The sequence below is a fragment of the Pseudoalteromonas sp. Z9A6 genome (genome assembly GCF_011378805.1).
GTDB classification, from domain to species: Bacteria; Pseudomonadota; Gammaproteobacteria; order Enterobacterales; family Alteromonadaceae; genus Pseudoalteromonas; species Pseudoalteromonas distincta.
In genome coordinates, this window is record NZ_WTKZ01000007.1 from 33,341 (window position 1) to 51,513 (window position 18,173).

At 40.8% G+C, this 18,173-nt stretch carries 14 protein-coding genes; 8 read left to right on the plus strand and 6 right to left on the minus strand.

What is annotated here, in order from left to right:
• Positions 1–82 precede the first annotated feature (82 nt).
• Complete coding sequence (locus GQR53_RS04365) at positions 83–475, plus strand: septal ring lytic transglycosylase RlpA family protein (protein WP_149602336.1); 393 nt, start codon at positions 83–85, stop codon at positions 473–475.
• Here the strand turns inward: GQR53_RS04365 and cydC are convergent.
• From cydC to GQR53_RS04390, 5 genes are read right to left on the minus strand one after another with little or no spacing between them, the layout of a single operon-like run.
• Positions 458–2,203: a thiol reductant ABC exporter subunit CydC gene (cydC, locus tag GQR53_RS04370; RefSeq protein WP_165742990.1), complete on the minus strand. Its 1,746-nt coding sequence runs from the start codon at positions 2,201–2,203 to the stop codon at positions 458–460. The genes GQR53_RS04365 and cydC overlap by 18 nt on opposite strands.
• On the minus strand, positions 2,196–3,989 hold the full coding sequence (cydD, locus tag GQR53_RS04375; RefSeq protein ID WP_165742991.1) for a thiol reductant ABC exporter subunit CydD: 1,794 nt from the start codon (positions 3,987–3,989) through the stop codon (positions 2,196–2,198). The genes cydC and cydD overlap by 8 nt, the downstream gene beginning before the upstream one ends.
• Positions 3,979–4,143, minus strand: a complete 165-nt coding sequence (cydX, locus tag GQR53_RS04380) for a cytochrome bd-I oxidase subunit CydX (protein WP_002958303.1) — start codon at positions 4,141–4,143, stop codon at positions 3,979–3,981. Before cydX ends, cydD begins: the two co-directional genes overlap by 11 nt.
• Positions 4,144–4,155: 12 nt before the next feature.
• On the minus strand, positions 4,156–5,295 hold the full coding sequence (cydB, locus tag GQR53_RS04385; RefSeq protein ID WP_165742992.1) for a cytochrome d ubiquinol oxidase subunit II: 1,140 nt from the start codon (positions 5,293–5,295) through the stop codon (positions 4,156–4,158).
• Positions 5,292–6,875, minus strand: coding sequence for a cytochrome ubiquinol oxidase subunit I (locus GQR53_RS04390; RefSeq protein ID WP_165742993.1), 1,584 nt, complete (start codon positions 6,873–6,875; stop codon positions 5,292–5,294). Before GQR53_RS04390 ends, cydB begins: the two co-directional genes overlap by 4 nt.
• A gap of 301 nt (positions 6,876–7,176) precedes the next feature.
• Here GQR53_RS04390 and lpxB point away from each other — a divergent pair, with 301 nt between their 5' ends.
• From lpxB to GQR53_RS04420, 6 genes are all read left to right on the plus strand, one after another.
• Positions 7,177–8,334: a lipid-A-disaccharide synthase gene (gene lpxB / locus GQR53_RS04395; RefSeq protein WP_165742994.1), complete on the plus strand. Its 1,158-nt coding sequence runs from the start codon at positions 7,177–7,179 to the stop codon at positions 8,332–8,334.
• Complete coding sequence (rnhB, locus tag GQR53_RS04400; RefSeq protein WP_165742995.1) at positions 8,324–8,926, plus strand: ribonuclease HII; 603 nt, start codon at positions 8,324–8,326, stop codon at positions 8,924–8,926. Before lpxB ends, rnhB begins: the two co-directional genes overlap by 11 nt.
• A gap of 2 nt (positions 8,927–8,928) precedes the next feature.
• Complete coding sequence (dnaE, locus tag GQR53_RS04405; RefSeq protein WP_138488763.1) at positions 8,929–12,420, plus strand: DNA polymerase III subunit alpha; 3,492 nt, start codon at positions 8,929–8,931, stop codon at positions 12,418–12,420.
• Between the two features lie 16 nt (positions 12,421–12,436).
• The gene (accA, locus tag GQR53_RS04410; RefSeq protein ID WP_002958297.1) at positions 12,437–13,393 is read left to right on the plus strand and encodes an acetyl-CoA carboxylase carboxyl transferase subunit alpha; all 957 of its coding nucleotides are present in this window, start codon (positions 12,437–12,439) and stop codon (positions 13,391–13,393) included.
• Between the two features lie 81 nt (positions 13,394–13,474).
• Positions 13,475–14,779 carry a tRNA lysidine(34) synthetase TilS gene (gene tilS, locus GQR53_RS04415; RefSeq protein WP_165742996.1) on the plus strand — a complete coding sequence of 435 codons (1,305 nt, stop codon included), beginning with the start codon at positions 13,475–13,477 and terminating at the stop codon, positions 14,777–14,779.
• Entirely contained in the window at positions 14,780–15,133 is a 354-nt protein-coding gene (locus tag GQR53_RS04420) for a hypothetical protein (RefSeq protein WP_024606283.1), read from the plus strand.
• A 30-nt stretch (positions 15,134–15,163) separates the two neighbouring features.
• Here GQR53_RS04420 and GQR53_RS04425 read toward each other — a convergent pair whose 3' ends face one another.
• A complete protein-coding gene (locus tag GQR53_RS04425) occupies positions 15,164–16,060 on the minus strand; it encodes a GGDEF domain-containing protein (RefSeq protein ID WP_165742997.1) in 897 nt (298 codons plus the stop codon).
• A 133-nt stretch (positions 16,061–16,193) separates the two neighbouring features.
• Between GQR53_RS04425 and GQR53_RS04430 the strand changes: the two genes are divergently transcribed.
• Positions 16,194–18,167 carry a monovalent cation:proton antiporter family protein gene (locus tag GQR53_RS04430; RefSeq protein ID WP_165742998.1) on the plus strand — a complete coding sequence of 658 codons (1,974 nt, stop codon included), beginning with the start codon at positions 16,194–16,196 and terminating at the stop codon, positions 18,165–18,167.
• Positions 18,168–18,173 lie beyond the last annotated feature (6 nt).

Here is an 18,173-nt window from a genome sequence, read left to right on the forward strand (position 1 = left end):
GCCCACGGTTTAGACCTAATTCAGTTAATACTCAGCGAGCTCAAGTTAGTATGCATCTAATTTGTATAATAAAAGTCATCCTATGCGTTTACCTAAGTTAGTTGTCACTCTTTTTATTACTTCAGCGTTAGCCGCTTGTAGTAGCCAACCTATTGTTAAATCATCTACTGGAGAGGTTACTCAAGTTGGTAAAGCATCTTTTTATGCTGACAAATATCACGGGAGAACAACTGCCAACGGAGAGCGCTTTAGCCAACAGGCCGCCACAGCAGCCCATTTAGAGTTCGACTTTGGCACTAAGGTCGTTGTTACCAACCTCGCTAATAATAAATCAGTCACGGTAAGAATTAACGATAGAGGCCCGTATGTGCGAGGTCGTATTATTGATTTATCAAAGAGTATGTTTAAAAAGATAGCCGACCCTAAAGTCGGCGTTATTGATGTATCAGTAACGGTTTTAAAACCGGGTAGTTAGCGCAACATAGTCGGGATAAGTGCTACTGAGCTCTTTATGAGAGCCTTGTGCGACTACTTTGCCGTCTTCTAACCATACAACATTATCCATTTGAGCAAGAAGGGCAGGATCGTGCGTAATTGTCAGCACGCTGGCGTTATTCATAACGTGCATTATTGCTTGCATTACCCCTTGCTTAGATTGATTATCAAGACCCTCAGTTGGTTCATCAAGTACTAAAATAGCAGGGTTTTTAAGTAATGCTTGGGCAATGGCTATACGCCTAGATTGACCTTGCGACACGTTACGCCCGCCAGTGCCTAATCGTGTTTTTAAACCTTCTTTTAGCTCATTAAACCATGGGCTCAATTGAGCTAATGCGAGCGCTTCAATCATTTGCTCTTTGGTTGCATTTGGCGCGGCATAACGTAAGTTTTCACTTAATGTGCCATCAAAAATATGGTGCTGCTGGGCGAGTATATTTATAACATTTGCGCGTATATCATTATTTAACGAATGTAAGTCAACAACGCTATTTTGATTGTTTAGCGTTATGCTGCCTTGTTGCAAAGGCCATAAACCAGTAAGTAAATTTACAAGCGTCGTTTTACCGCTGCCGCTTCTACCTACAATTGCTACCTTTTGCTGAGGCATTAGTTCAAAACTGATATTAGTTAGCGCTGTTTGTTCACCATATTGGTAGCTAATATTGTTAAGTACTAACGTGTGATTTTGCGCGCTAAAGTTTTCATCAATGTCTACATGTTTACTTTCAATTTGCGAACTAGCTGCTTTATCTTCAAGTGTAAACAATCGCTCTGCTGCTTTTAAAACACTTGGAAGCTCTATAAACGCGTTGGGTAGTAGTAATACGCTTTCAAAGCTTGCCAGTACAAACAAACTTAACATAGCAAGTTCTACATTTACCATACTGCTTGCGTAAACCAGTGGGACAATGGTTACTATGCTAGCAAGCATGGCTAATTGAACAACCAACAAGCTTAATCCATCTGAGTTTGCCAGTGCTTTGTGGCGAATAAATAATTGCTGATTGTACTGCTCGCTTAATTCGTCGCACTTATTAAGTTGCTGCGAACGGGCTTGATAAATACTAAGCTCTCTAAGGCCTGTAAGTGTATCTGAAAGCTCAGAGCGAAGTTGTGCACTCAGTTGTGTTTCTTTATGGCTGTTTTTAGTGAGCTTTGCGCTGAGTAGGGCAGGTATAACCACACCAATAAGTATAATGCCAGTAAAGCAAATAAGGGCGACGTTGCCATTATAGGCCGACATAAACAGCACGATGATTGGCACACTTAAAAGAGCGACCAGCATAGGAAGTAAAACGTTTAAATAAAATTTATCGAGTGCGTCTACATCGTTTTGTAATCGGTTAACTAAATCAGCGCTGCGGCTCATTGCTAAATCAACATTGTTAAGCTTACTTAACGTTGTAAAGACATTGGTACGTATTTCACTTAGTAATAAAAACGTGGCGTTATGAGTAACTAGGCGTTCGCCATAGCGCGATGCTGTTCGCACAATTGCTAAAAAACGAATCGTGCCGGCAGGAGTAAAATAATTCATTTGCACGCCTGCAATACCTGCAGCGGCCATTGATGCTAAAAACCAACCAGATATAGCCAATAAACCCACATTAGCTAATACCGTAATCGTCGCTAAAAATGTACCCAATAGCATAGCTTTGTAATGAGGAGCACAAAGCTTTAATAAGCGAATAAAATTACGCATGCGCCACCCCTTGTTCAGCCGTTTTTAGTAAGTCAGCAAATGCACCATTTTGCGCTGCAAGTGTTTCAAAGTGACCTTGCTCAGCTATTTTTCCATCGTGCATCACAATGATATTGCTGGCATGTTTAACGGTATTTAATCTATGGGCAATAACTAACACTAAGTTGTTTTTAGCATATTCATTAATAGCATCTTGAATAAGCAGCTCTGTTTGGCTATCAAGGTGCGCAGTGGGCTCATCAAGCACTAAGACTGGTGCTTGTTTTATAAATGCGCGAGCCAGTGCAATACGTTGTTTTTGACCGCCAGAAAGCCCTTCGCCTTGCTCACCTATCAGCGTGTTAAAACCATCGGGTAGGGTATTAATAAATTCAAGCACACCAGCTTGTTTTGCCGCGTGTTCAAGCTCTTGCTGTGTGGCAGTGGGTTTGGCCAATTTAATGTTGGCAGCAATGGTGTCGTAAAATAGCGTCGCTTGTTGTGGTATCCATGCAATATTATTTTGCAAGTAAGTAATATCGGTTGTACTTAAACTCTGATCATTAATAGATAGGTTGTTAATCACCTCAGGGTGAAACCCTAATAAGCAATCAAACAACGTACTTTTACCTGAGCCACTACTGCCCACAACTGCAATTAAGCCTTTATTTGGCAATGTTAAATTTATATTTTTAATCCCTTCGTTACTATCTGGGTATATAAAATTGAGGTCGGTAATACTTATGGAGTTAATTGCATTTAAAGTTAAATTGTTTTCAGGCGAGCTTGTAGTCACTGACGCATTTTCGTCACTTGGCAGTGGTGCATTTAAAATCGCAACCATATCGGCAGCGGCACTAATGCCTTGTAAACGTGCATGGTAATGGCTACCTAGCTGGCGCAGTGGTAAATAAAATTCAGGCGCTAAAAGTAGCACCACAAAGCCAGTAGCAAAATCAAGAGTGCCAAAAAACAGTCTAAAACCAATAATTACTGCGACTAATGCCACGCTAATGGTGGCTAAAAACTCAAGTGCAAATGATGATAAAAACGCGATTTTTAAAACATCGAGTGTAGCGTGTCTAAAATCATCTGAAATTTTAGCTATTTGTTTAAGCTCGGTACGTGTTGCATTAAATAGCTTGAGTTGAGTTAAACCTTGTACGCGGTCAAAAAAGTAATTGCCCAGTACAGCAAGTTGCTTCCAGCGTTTTTGGTTTAAAGCTTCGGCTTTTGAGCCTACTAAAATCATGAAAAAAGGAATGAGCGGGGCGGTTAATAAAAATATCAGCCCAGCTTTATAATCTGTCGGAAAAATAACAACTAATATTGCCAGCGGAATAAGCGCGCTGTAAGCAGCACCAGGTAGGTATTTAGCATAATAGTCGTGGAGTGCTTCTACGCCATTATGTAGGGTATTTAATGTAGCGCCTTGGCCGTGTTGTTCTATATAGCTTGGCCCAAGTAAGCTGAGCTTATTTAGAAGTGTTTGGCGCATAGCCGATTTTATTTTAAGTGCAGCATATGCACTCAAGCGTTCGCTTAACGCTAAAAACACCGCGCGCAATAAAATAATGCCTGCTAAGGGCCATAATAAATGAGTAACTTGGGCTAAATTATTACCTTCAAACATAACGTTGTGAATAGTTTGCGCAAGTAAATAAGCACCTGCAATCATCAGTAATGCGTTAAAGGTACCCAGTGCTATGCTTAACTTTAACCACACTGCAGCGGGTTTACTTTGACGCTTTAAAAAAGCGCGCAGTGATTGCTGCTGCGCGCGATCTGGTCGGGGGTTAGTCGTCATCTTTTGTGTTGTTAGCATCGTTTAATAAATCGTGCATGGCTTGTTCATCATCAGCAATGCTGTTTTTATTTTGATGAAATTCGTACCACATTACATTTATTACACCTAAGGTACAGGCCAAAAGTACACCTAAAATCCAAGCGAAATACCACATAGTTTAGTCTCCTTAGTAGCTACCGTGAGTGTTGTTTTCAATTTCTTCAACCGTTACTCTGCGCCACATTTTTACATAACACCAGGTGGTGTAAGTTAAAATAAGTGGAACAAAAATACACACTGCAACAAACATTACATTGAGCGTTTTATGGCTCGATACCGCATCCCAAATTGTTAAGCTAATATTTGGATTGTTGCTTGATGGCATAATAAATGGGAACAGTGAAACACCGGCCGTCATAATCACGCCAATTAACATTAAGCTTGTTGAAATAAGTCCAAGTGCTGGTTTGTTCGATTTAGAAAACAATAGCGCACTTAGTGCCATTACAAACGCTAAAATAGGAAAGGTCATAGTCCATGGGCGTTCACTGTAATTGCTAAGCCACGCGCCTTGGGCTGTTGTTACTACTTTAGCTAATGGATCTGCATGACTTTGTGTATCAGGCATAGATACAATTTGGTAACCCGTTAAATTAGCAACCCAAAAACCAGCGCCTGCAAACAGTATAATAAACACAATCAGTGAATAACGACCATATTGCCCTGAGCGTTCTGCTACTGCATCAGCTGTACGAAGCTGTAACCACATACCAGCATGAGCAATTAGCATAGTGATACTCACTAAACCAGCAAGCAAACCAAACGGGTTAAGTAAACCAAAAAATGAACCTTGGTAGCTAACACGCATTAAGTTATCAATATTAAATGGTACGCCTAAAAATAAGTTACCAAAAGCTACACCAAAAACTAATGCTGGAATTGCGCTGCCTGCAAGCAGACCCCAATCCCAGTTATTACGCCAGCGTTTTGAGTCTACTTTACTGCGGTAATCAAACCCTAGTGGTCTAAAAAATAGAGCAAATAGTACTAGCATCATGGCAAAGTAAAAGCCCGAAAATGCAGCTGCATAAACCATAGGCCACGCTGCAAATAACGCGCCACCTGCGGTAATAAACCATACTTGGTTACCATCCCAGTGTGGACCAATGGTATTAATTACCGTACGGCGCTCTGAATCTGTTTTACCAACTAGGCGAAGCAACATAGCAACGCCCATATCCATGCCATCGGTAATAGCAAAGCCAATAAGCAGCACACCAATGATCAACCACCAAAGCATTTTTAATGTTTCATAATCAAAAATCATGATTGCTCTCCTTCAGTTTTCTCAGCTTTGTTTGGTAATTCAAAATGATACTTACCAGTATGAAGCGAGCTTGGTCCTTGCTTAACAAAGCGGATCATCAGCCAGCCTTCAACAATGGCTAAACCAGTATAGAAAACAATAAACCCAGTTAAGCTAATTAAAATATCGTTTACTGTTAGTGACGACGTGGCTAAAAAGGTCGGCAGTATTTCAGATATAGCCCAAGGTTGACGACCATACTCGGCAACAATCCAGCCAAACTCAATCGCTATCCAAGGTAGTGGAATACTCAATACGGCAGCCCATAACAACCAGCGTTTTTGCTCAATAACGCGGTGTGCGTTGTAGTAAAATGCCAATATAAATACACCTAGCATGGCCACACCACAGGCAACCATAATCCTAAATGACCAAAACATAGGGCCTACTTTAGGAAAAGAGTCTTTAACAGCTTTTTGAATTTGTTCTTCAGTAGCATCTACAACATCAGGTGTGTAGCGCTTAAGTAGCAAGCCATACCCTAAATCATCTTTTAGAGTATTAAATTTGGCAATATTATCTGGCGTATCTTCACCGTTTCTGAGTTTTGTAAGGTATTCATAAGCAATCATACCGTTGCGAATACGTACTTCATGTTGTTTTTCTAGGTCGTTAATACCCGTTACTTGCTCATCTAGTGAGCGCGTAGCAATTAACCCAAGTGCGTAAGGTATTTTAACCGCCGCATGTGTTACTTGCTCTTCTGAATCAGGAAAACCAAATGCGGTAAACGCAGCCGGAGCTTCTTCTGTGTGCCATTCGGCTTCAATTGTGGCAAGTTTCACTTTTTGGACTTCGCCTACTTCGTAGCCTGATTCGTCACCGAGTAAAATTACACATAAAATTGATGCTAAACCAAAGCCCGATGCGACCGAAAAAGAACGTTTAGCAAACGCTAAATCACGACCTTTTAATATGTACCAACTACTTATGCCCAGTACAAACATAGATGCAGCTACATAACCTGCTGATACGGTATGAATAAACTTAACTTGTGCTACAGGATTAAACACAAGCTCAGCAAAGCTGGTCATTTCCATGCGCATGGTTTGATAGTTAAATTCAGCACCTACTGGGTTTTGCATCCAACCGTTGGCAATCAAAATCCACAGCGCCGACATGTTAGTACCAATGGCCATTAAAAAGGTTGCACCTAAATGTTGGCGTTTAGAGAGTCTGTCCCAGCCTAAAAAGAACATACCTACAAAGGTCGATTCTAAAAAGAATGCCATTAAACCTTCAATTGCCAGGGGAGCCCCAAAAACATCACCTACGTAATGGGAGTAATAAGACCAGTTAGTACCAAACTCAAATTCCATGGTAAGGCCTGTCGCCACACCAATTGCAAAGTTAATACCAAACAATTTTCCCCAAAACTTAGTCATATCACGATAAATTTCGCGACCGGTCATAACATAAACCGATTCCATAATAACTAAAATCCAGGTCATACCTATCGTTAACGGTACGAATAAGAAATGAAAGAGAGCGGTAACAGCAAACTGTAATCGCGATAGATCCACAAAGGTTTCATCTATCATTATTGGCTCCTTGAGAGTGACGGATTAACAGGGCAACATTTAATTGGCAAAGTTAAGGTTTAATGAACTTTCAGTAATTACTGAAAGTTTGTAATAGTATTTACTTTTGTGCAATTTTTGTCAACATACATATTAGTAAAACTTAATATATATTTCCTATGCTACATCAGTATTAAAAACAAACAACATAAAGCCTTAACTTACGTGATAAAAAACCAGTTATTTAAAGCGTTTAACCAAACAGTAAAACACGGTAAACTAACAAGCATGAACGCCTGGTTTACTTGTGAAATAAAATCAAATGAATAAAGATAAAAAACAACTACGAATTGGTATTGTGGCAGGTGAACTGTCGGGCGATATTTTAGGTGAAGGTTTAATTAAAGCCCTTAAAAAACATTTTCCGGACGCCATTTTTGAAGGAATAGCAGGACCTAAAATGCAAGCGCAGGGCTGTAAAACACTTTACGACATGGATGAGCTTTCGGTAATGGGGCTTGTTGAGGTGCTAGGGCGTTTGCCGCGTTTGCTTAAAATACGTAAACAACTCGTGCAGCATTTTGTAGATAACCCACCTGATGTATTTATTGGTATTGATGCACCCGATTTTAACTTACGCGTTGAAAAGCCACTTAAAGATGCGGGCATTAAAACAGTACAGTATGTAAGTCCATCTGTTTGGGCGTGGCGCGAAAAGCGTATACATACAATAAGTGCAGCCACTAACTTAGTGCTTGCGTTACTGCCATTTGAAAAAGAGTTTTACGATAAACACCAAGTGCCATGTACATTTGTAGGACATACCTTGGCTGACGACATTGCACTTGAGCACGACGATACTAAAGCACGTGCAGAACTCGGCTTAAGCCTTGATGACAAAGTACTGGCGTTACTTCCTGGTAGCCGAGGCTCAGAAGTTGGTTTACTAAGCGAAACTTACATTAAAACAGCCGCAGAGCTGCAAGCTAAAAACCCCAACCTTAAAATTGTGGTGCCGTTGGTTAACGTAAAACGCAAAGCGCAGTTTAGTGATATATTAAACGCTACCGCACCGAAACTTAATGTTAACCTGCTTGATGGGCAATCTAAATTAGCGATGCAAGCTGCTGATGCTATTTTATTAGCCTCGGGCACTGCAACACTCGAAGGCATGCTTTATAAAAAGCCAATGGTTGTGGGCTATAAAATAAAGCCTTTGAGCTATTGGATTTTTAAAACTTTATTTACGTTTAATATTAAGTACTTTTCGCTGCCTAATTTATTAGCCGACGAAGAGCTTGTGCCTGAGTTTTTACAAACCGAGTGTAATGTGACTAACTTAACAAACGCACTTACCCCTATGCTCAACACAGATAACAAAGAGCTAAAAGCACGCTTTTTAGCTATTCACGAAAAAATTAGATTAAATGCCAGTGAACAAGCAGCCAATGCTGTGGCGGAGTTAATAAATGCAAATTGATAGACCCAATGTATCCTTAATTGCTGGTGTAGATGAAGTAGGGCGCGGCCCGCTTGTTGGTGATGTAGTCACTGCCGCCGTCATTTTAGATCCCACTAAACCAATTGCAGGCTTAGCAGATTCTAAAAAACTAACGGATAAAAAACGCCAAGCACTTGCAATTGAAATAAAAGAAAAAGCATTGTGCTACGCGTATGGACGCTGCAGTCCAACAGAAATTGATGAGTTAAATATTTTGCACGCAACGATGCTTGCCATGAGTCGCGCAGTGGAGGCATTAAGCACACAACCTGAATTTGTATTTATAGATGGTAATCGATTGCCAAAACTCACTATGCCAGCACAAGCTGTTGTTAAAGGTGATAGCTTAGTGGCCGAAATTTCAGCAGCGTCTATTTTAGCTAAAGTAGCGCGCGATGACGAAATGCTTGAGCTTGATAAACGCCACCCAGAATATGGTTTTGCAGGGCACAAAGGGTATCCCACTAAAGCGCACTTTGCAGCGCTTGAACAGTACGGTGCAATTGACGAGCATCGTAAAAGCTTTAAACCTGTGCAGCGCGTTTTGGCGCAAGCCAATGGTGAGGGCTAAGCATGGCTGCTCCTGATTTTGTTCATTTAAGAGTTCATTCAGACTTTTCGATGGTTGATGGCCTTGCTAAAACAAAGCCAATAGTCGCAAAAGCGCAAGAGCTGCAAATGCCAGCCATTGCAATTACTGATCAAATGAACTTTTGTGGTTTAGTGCGTTTTTATGGCGCCACGCATAATGCAGGTATTAAACCTATAGTGGGTGCTGACTTTTGGGTTCGTAGCCCAGAGTTTCCTGATGAGCCAAGCCGCTTAACCATATTAGCCAAAGACAACGACGGCTATAAAAACATTACCTTATTAATATCTAAAGCGTATCAGCGTGGGCATGTATTTCATCGCCCTGTGATTGACCGCGAGTGGTTAGTTGAGCTAAAAGCAGGCTTAATTATTCTCTCAGGCGCTAAAGACGGTGACTTAGGTAAAGCGTTATTAAAAAATAATCCGACTGTAATTGAATCGGTTGTTAGTTTTTATAAGCAGCATTTTAGCGATAACTACTACCTAGAGCTTGTTCGCACCAACCGACCGCTTGAAGAAGATTACTTACACATGGCGGTAGAGCTTGCTGCTAAAGAGCAGCTACCGGTTGTAGCCACCAACGAAGTGGTGTTTTTAAAGCCCGAAAACTTTGAAGCGCACGAAATTCGTGTTGCTATTTTTGACGGTTACACGCTCGATGATAAGCGCCGCCCTAAACGGTTCTCTGAAGAACAATATCTAAAAACACCTGAGCAAATGGCTGAGTTGTTTAGCGATATTCCAGAAGCCCTACAAAATACCGTAGAAATCGCTAAGCGTTGTAATGTAACTGTGCAATTAGGTACTTACTTTTTACCTGATTACCCAACCGGCTCGCTTAAAATTGAAGACTTTTTAGTTAAAGTGTCACAAGACGGCCTAGAAGAGCGACTACAGTTTTTATTCCCCGACGAAGAAGATAGAAAAGTAAAACGTGTTGAATACGATGAGCGTCTTGCAATTGAGCTCGGTGTAATCAACCAAATGGGATTCCCAGGTTACTTCTTAATCGTAATGGAGTTTATTCAGTGGAGTAAAGATAATAATATTCCAGTTGGACCTGGTCGTGGTTCAGGTGCGGGTTCGTTAGTTGCGTACGCGCTTAAAATTACCGACCTTGATCCACTTGAGTTTGACTTACTCTTTGAGCGATTCTTAAACCCTGAACGTGTATCAATGCCCGATTTCGACGTCGATTTTTGTATGGATAGACGAGACGAAGTAATTGATCACGTGTCGGCTTTGTATGGTCGAGATGCGGTTTCGCAAATTATTACCTTTGGTACCATGGCTGCAAAGGCGGTAATACGCGATGTAGGGCGAGTGCTTGGCCATCCTTACGGGTTTGTTGACCGAATTTCAAAATTGATTCCGGGTGACCCCGGGATGACACTTGCCAAAGCGTTTGATGTAGAACCGCGCTTGCAAGAAGCCTACGATGGCGACAATGAGGTAAAAGACTTAATCGACATGTGTCGCATCCTTGAAGGGTGTACACGTAATGCCGGTAAACATGCGGGTGGCGTAGTAATATCGCCAACCACTATTACCGACTTCGCTGCGCTTTATTGCGATGACGAAGGTAAGTTTCCAGTAACACAGTTTGATAAAAACGATGTAGAAACAGCCGGCTTAGTTAAGTTCGATTTCTTGGGTTTACGTACACTGACTATATTGCAGTGGGCGGTCGATATGACCAATGTGCGCATGAAGCGCCAAGGTAAAGACCCCGTTGATATAAACACCATTCCACTGGATGATAAAAAAAGTATTGAGTTGTTACTTCGCGCTGAAACGACCGCTGTATTCCAGCTAGAGTCGCGTGGTATGAAAGACTTAGTACGCCGCCTTAAGCCCGACTGCTTTGAAGATATGATTGCACTTGTGGCTTTGTTCCGACCAGGTCCACTGCAATCAGGCATGGTAGATAACTTTATCGACCGAAAACTGGGCCGCGAAGAAATCTCATACCCAGATGCGCAGTATCAGCACGAAAGCTTAAAACCAATACTTGATCCAACCTACGGCATTATTTTGTATCAAGAACAAGTAATGCAAATTGCGCAAGTACTGGCAGGTTACACGCTAGGTGGCGCCGACATGCTGCGTCGTGCTATGGGTAAGAAAAAACCCGAAGAAATGGCAAAGCAGCGTTCAACATTTGAAGATGGCGCAAGAAATAACGGCATTGACGGCGAGCTTGCGATAAAAATCTTCGACTTGGTAGAAAAGTTCGCAGGTTACGGTTTTAACAAATCTCACTCAGCAGCTTACGCACTCGTATCGTATCAAACATTGTGGATGAAAACGCATCATCCTGCAGAGTTTATGGCTGCGGTAATGTCGGCCGATATGGATAACACCGACAAAATAGTTATTTTGGTGGATGAATGTGAAAACATGAAGCTCACCTTATTACCACCAGACGTAAATGCAGGTGAGTTTAAGTTTACAGTAAACCTTGAAGGTGAAATTGTTTACGGCATTGGCGCGATAAAAGGCGTAGGTGAGGCTCCGGTTGAAGCAATTTTAGAAGCGCGTGCAAAAGGCGGCCCATTTAAAGATTTATTTGATTTTTGTGCCCGTGTTGATTTAAAACGCTTAAATAAACGTGTTACTGAAAAATTAATTTACGCAGGTGCTTTGGATCAATTAGGACCAGAGAAAACCCAATCTGGGCGTGCTACATTACTAGCCAGTTTAAAAGATGCTATGCGTGCGGCCGATCAACACAACAAAGCTGAGCAATTAGGACAAAGTGACTTATTTGGTTTATTAGCCACTGAGCCTGATGAAGTTGAACAAGCTTTTATTAAAGCCACAGGGCTTACTGATAACGAGTGGTTAGATGGCGAAAAAGAGACGCTAGGCCTTTATTTAACTGGGCATCCAATAAATCAGTACCGCCGTGAGCTTAGGCATTACACTAGCGGAAAAATAGTTGATTTACAGCCAACTAATCGTGATGTGTTTGCAACGGCAGCTGGTTTAGTTATTGCTTCTAGAGTATTAATTAATAAAAAAGGAAATCGTTGGGCCTTAGTAACTTTAGATGACAAGAGTGCACGGATTGATGTACGCTTGTATTCAGACGAGTTTGAAAAGTACCAAGATATGCTCCAAGTTAACAATATCCTGGTAATATCTGGACAGGTCAGCTTTGATAACTTCTCCGGTGGTATTACAATGACCGCCAGAGAAATAAACACCATTGCTCAAGCGCGTGAAAAGCGTATTAAAGCGATTAAAATGACGCTGAACATGGTGCAAATCGAGGCAGGTTTCTTCGATAAATTACAAAAAGTACTCGAACCCTATAAAATGGGAACGTGTCCGATCAAGGTTTATTACCAACGTCCAGATGCGTTGGCGCAATTAACTCTTGGGATCGAATGGTGTGTTACGCCAAGTGACGACTTAATCCATAAGTTATCACTAATGGCTGCGCAAGATGTAGAACTAGAATTTAACTAATTAGGTAGTTTAGAGCATGAGCCTCAATTATCTTGATTTTGAGCTTCCAATTGCAGAATTAGAAGCAAAAATTGAAGAATTACAAAGTATCAGCCGCGCTGGCGAATTAGACCTTGAGTTAGAAGAGGAAGTCAGCAAATTAAAAGAAAAAAGTGCCAAACAAAAACAGGAGATTTTTTCTAATTTAGGCGCTTGGCAAGTATCACAGTTAGCACGTCATCCGTTGCGTCCTTACACTCGAGATTATATCGAGCGCATTTTCACGGAATTTGACGAGTTTGCTGGCGATCGTACTTTTGCTAACGATCCAGCTATTTTAGGTGGCATTGCGCGTTTAGATGGCGAACCAGTAATGGTTATTGGCCAACAAAAAGGTCGTGATACTGCTGAAAAAATTAAACGTAACTTTGGTATGCCAAAGCCAGAAGGTTACCGTAAAGCATTACGCTTAATGGAAATGGCTGAGCGTTTTAAAATGCCAATCATGACCTTTATTGACACACCAGGTGCATACCCAGGTGTTGGCGCTGAAGAACGTGGTCAATCTGAAGCAATCGCACGTAACTTAAAAGTAATGGCGTCACTTAAAGTGCCGACAATATGTACGGTTATTGGTGAAGGCGGTTCAGGTGGTGCATTAGCAATTGGTGTTGGCGACAGAGTTAACATGTTGCAGTACAGCACTTATTCTGTAATTTCGCCTGAAGGTTGTGCGTCTATTCTTTGGAAAAGCGCTGACAAAGCACCGCTTGCAGCAGAAGCAATGGGTGTAACTGCAGAGCGCGTTAAAGAGCTAGACTTAATCAACAACTTAGTTGATGAGCCACTAGGTGGTGCACATCGTAATTACGATGCTATGGCACGTAACTTAAAAGTACGCCTTAAGCGTGACCTAGCAGACTTACAAGCGCTTACGCTTGAAGAAATGCTTGATCAACGTTACAAACGTTTAATGTCGTTTGGTTATTGCTAAACACATTAATTGTTAAAAAAGCCGCTTATGCGGCTTTTTTGCTTTAAAATGTTCAGAGTTTTTATATAAAAGTGCGGCCATATGCATACAACAGCAATTTATCAGCAATTAAAAAAATCACTAAATAGCTATATTGAGCAAGGTAACACTGTTTTTACTGTGGCGCTTTCTGGTGGTGTTGATTCTGTGGTGTTGCTGCATTTAATGCGTGCTTTAAGAGCCGATAATCCTGCAATTGATGTATCGGCTATTTATGTTCACCATGGCTTGAGCCAGTATGCTGATGACTGGCAACGCTTTTGCAAGAATGTATGTATTGAGCTTGATGTGCCTTTTAAAGTCGCAAAAGTTGTAATTGAGCAGCAGTCGCGTACGAGCCTTGAAGCCCAAGCTCGCGATGCACGTTACAAAGCACTTGATGAGCTAAGCCCACAAGGCAGCATTGTTTTATTGGGCCAACATTTAAACGACCAAGTAGAAACGTTTTTACTGCGCTTAAAGCGTGGCTCGGGTTTAAAAGGGCTTGGCGCCATGCACCAAGCGCGTTTTCTGCAAAGTGGCCGTGCATGTTTTAGGCCATTGTTAAACGTAAAGCGAAGCGATATAGAAGCGTTTGCAGCGCGCTTTAGTATTAACCACATAACTGATGACTCAAATACAGATGAAAGTTTTGACCGTAACTTTTTACGCTCAAAAATAGTACCTGTGTTAGCCGAGCGCTTTACTGGGTTTGAACAATGTACAGCACGAAGTATTGAGCTACTACAACAGCAGCAAACACTACTTGATGAGTACACTCAGCTTGATTTAAATAAGTGTATTAACGAGCACCAAGCACTGTGCATTAGCCAAATAAGTGAATACAGCTCAGCGCGTATTGCAAATATAGTACGTGCGTGGCTTGCATTATTTACACAAGTCATGCCATCGCAAAAGCAGCTTGAGCAAATTATTAATCAAGCAATGTGCGCAAAAAACGACGCACAAATGCGTATTGATTTGCTCGATGGGCAAATACGTCGCCATCAAGGTTATTTGTATTTTGTAACACCAAGCGAAGTATTAACTGATATTGAGCTGAATCATTCGCAGCTAAAACTTGCAGACGGGCGCTTATTAATTAAAAGCATTGGTTTTGGAGTAAGACCTCCACACTCAAATGAGCAAGTAATAGTGCGCTTTAATTGTAATAGCGCACGTATTAAACCATTTAAAAAGCCTGGTAGTAATACAGTTAAGCATTGGTTTAAAGATGCAAAAATAGCGCCGTGGCTACGCGCCAGTGTGCCACTTATTTTTTATAATGATGAATTAGTTCAAGTGGTTGGTTATTTTATAAGTGCTAAGCATGTTGATGAAAATGGTATTGTTTGGGAGTGTAAATAAATGAGTAAACAGCCGCATGTTGGCTTATCGTTAGTAACAAAAGCGCCAATGGGTATGCTAATAACAGCGCTTATTGCTGTTATCGCTAATGTTTTACTTGAGTTAAATATAGTTACGTTAGGTTATGCAGTCGCTGGTGGGATTGCATCTGCAGTACTTTTATTAGCTTATTGGTTAGGTAAAGGTGGATTGTTTTTTATTTTAGGCGTGAGCCTGCCACTGCTTTTAGTATTATTTACACCGCTTGCGACTATTACTGCATTACTTAATTTAATTAGCGGGTTCTTTTTTGGTTTTTGTGCTGCGTTGTTTATTTATAAATTGGTAAGTGCAAAGCCTAGCGGGGGAAGCTAGGCTTTTTTATTTAATGCAGTTAAGTAAAGGCTAATATGCTTTTGCGCAGTTTCTACCTGATGCCTTTGCTTTGTATAAACCTTTATCTACTCGAGCAAATATCTCAGTTTCGCAATCTTGGCTGTTAGCTAAAGTAAAACCAATACTGGTTGTTACTTTATACTTAGACATTAATGGCGATTTTCTTACTAAGCACATTATACGCTCAGCAATCACTTTATTAGTTGTAAACTCAGGGTCTTCAATAAGTAAAGCAAACTCATCACCACCAAATCTAAATACCGAATCAGTGCCGCGTATACTACTACACAGTACTTTTGAAAATTCTTTAAGTGTATCGTCACCAATTTTATGGCCGAAGTTGTCGTTAACTTGTTTAAAGTTATCCAAATCAAGCAACATTAAACTAAATGGACGTTGATAACGGCGACAGTTTTCAAGCTTTTGAAGTAAAAAGTCATTAAATTGACTACGATTATTTAAACCGGTTAACGCATCCTTTGTGGCAAGCTTTAGTACGCGGTTATACATCATCGCATTACGAAGTGGATAAACCAACGCAGTATGTAATGTATGTAATTTTTTCTCAATTGCGTGACCAAGCGGGAATTTACTAAAATAGATTAGCTGCCCTAAGTGGTCTTTATTAATCGCTAAATCAAAAATATAGGGTGTACTACTTGTATCACTTTGTGATGTTTGAGCAGTACCTAAAGTTGATTGAAACTGCAATCCAGAAAAATTGAGCAATTGTTTTGCAAATTTAGCGTAAATAGCCAGAACATCCTCGATCACTAAGCTTGTTTGTAGCTCTGCGACGAGTTCATGCGTTTCAGTTATTTCATTTGTTGGCGAATGTTCAGCTGAAAACGGCAAAAAATCACTGCGACCAGACACACGCTGCGTCAAAATATGGACGTTTTCCATTAAATTCTCCCCCGAGGGTGTTACTTTGCAATAACTAAGCTATTTTTGTGCCATATTTTAAAATTGCATGAAAAACATATGGTTGTTATATTTACTTACAAGCTACTAGTTTAATTTAAACGCGAGGCTGCATTTGCAAAGTATTAATGCTCAAATTTTTGGCTTATTAGTCGCGGCAGTTCTTTTTGTGTGGTTTTTTAAGCGCATTGGCTTGCCGCCTATTTTAGCGTACCTAGCAACGGGGGTTTTAGCCGGTAGTCATGGTATTGGTTGGCTTACACAATCTCACGAAATAGAGTTTGTGGCTGAATTGGGCATTGTATTTTTGTTATTTAGTTTAGGGCTAGAATTTTCTGTTTCTCGGCTAATGGCAATGCGAAATCTAGTATTTGGTTTGGGCTCATTACAAGTAGGTATAACCAGTTTACTCTTCATTATTATTCTATATTGCTTAAACTTTTCATTACTCACCAGCTTTACCATTGGCACAATTATGGCGCTTTCTTCAACTGCTGTGGTTGTTAAGCTATTAAAAGAAACGGGTGAGCTTAATCAGCGCCGTGGGCAATTGGCTGTTGGTGTTCTACTTTTTCAAGATATTGCTGTCGTTCCTCTATTAATAATACTTCCTTTATTTGCATCAAGTGACTCTCAAAGTATTGGCTGGGCTTTAGCGTTTGCCCTAAGTAAAGGCGCATTTGTATGTGTGCTTCTTTGGGCAATTGGTAAGTGGGTATTGCCCATTGTGTTTAAAGAAATAGCGCAAGTACGAACCGATGAGTTATTTGTACTTACCACCATATTAGTCGCGTTGTTTGCAGGTTTTTTAACGTATATGTTTGGCTTGTCTATGGCGCTAGGTGCTTTTTTAGCCGGAATGATGTTAGGTGAGAGCCATTACAGGCATCAGTTAGAGGCCGATATACGCCCATTTCGCGATATTTTAATGGGGCTATTTTTTGTTACTGTTGGTATGCAGCTAGATATTTTATTTGTACTAGGGCATATCATAATAATTATTGGTGCCTTGCTGGGTTTACTGGTATTAAAAATTGTAGTGGTAGCCTTTAGCGCGCGGCTAATGCATGAGCGAAACCAAGATTCACTCGCCTGTGGCATTATGCTGTGGCAAATGGGGGAGTTTGGCTTTGTACTTATTGCACTTGCTGGCCAGCATCAATTATTAAACTCAGAGCAAGCTTCATTTTTAATTGCCCTTGGTGTGCTTTCAATGGCATTTACTCCATTTTTGATTGATAAAACGCCAGTAATTTTAAAGCGTTTAGGCATACTCGATCGCCCAAGTTTGGCGCTCGAGAGTGAGCCACAAAGTAGTACGCTTTATAGCGACCATGTTGTTATTTGTGGTTTTTCGCGAGTTGGGCAAACTATAGCGCGTTTTTTAAAGCCCGAAGCAATTGACTATGTTGCGATTGAAAGTAACCCAATTTTAGTACAAGAAGGCAAAGCGGCGGGTGAGCCTGTCATATTTGGCTATGTTAAACAAAAAGATATTTTAAAGTGCGCAGGAGTAGAGCGAGCTCGCTTGGTTATTATTACTTTTACAGAGTTTGATCATGCACAAGTTGTTATTGATGCCATAAAGCAAATAGCACCCAATGTTAAAATACTCATTCGTACCCGTGACGATAGCCAGCTAGATTATTTAAAAGAGCTAGGTGTAACCGAAGTAGTACCTGAGTCGTTAGAGGCAAGCTTAATGCTCGTGTCGCATGTGTTGTCTATGTCGGGAGTACCGATGACGCGTATTGTGCGCAGAGTAAGTAAAGAGCGTCGTAATCGTTATCCGTTAATGCAAAGCTTTTATGCAGGCTATTTTAAAGATAACGAAGATACATCAAGTGACCGGTTAGAGTACTTACATGTAGTTGCTCTGCCTGATAAAGCTTATGCAGTTAATAAAACAATCGAAAATCTAAATTTAGAAAAGCGTCGAGTACTGGTAAAAGCACTGCGCAGAGAAGGGGCCGAAATAGACACGCCATCAGCACAAACAATCTTATTGGCTAATGACGTTTTAGTGTTACAAGGTAAACCAAGGCGTGTTGAGCGGGTAGAGCACTACCTGCTCGACGGAATAGAATAACGTTTC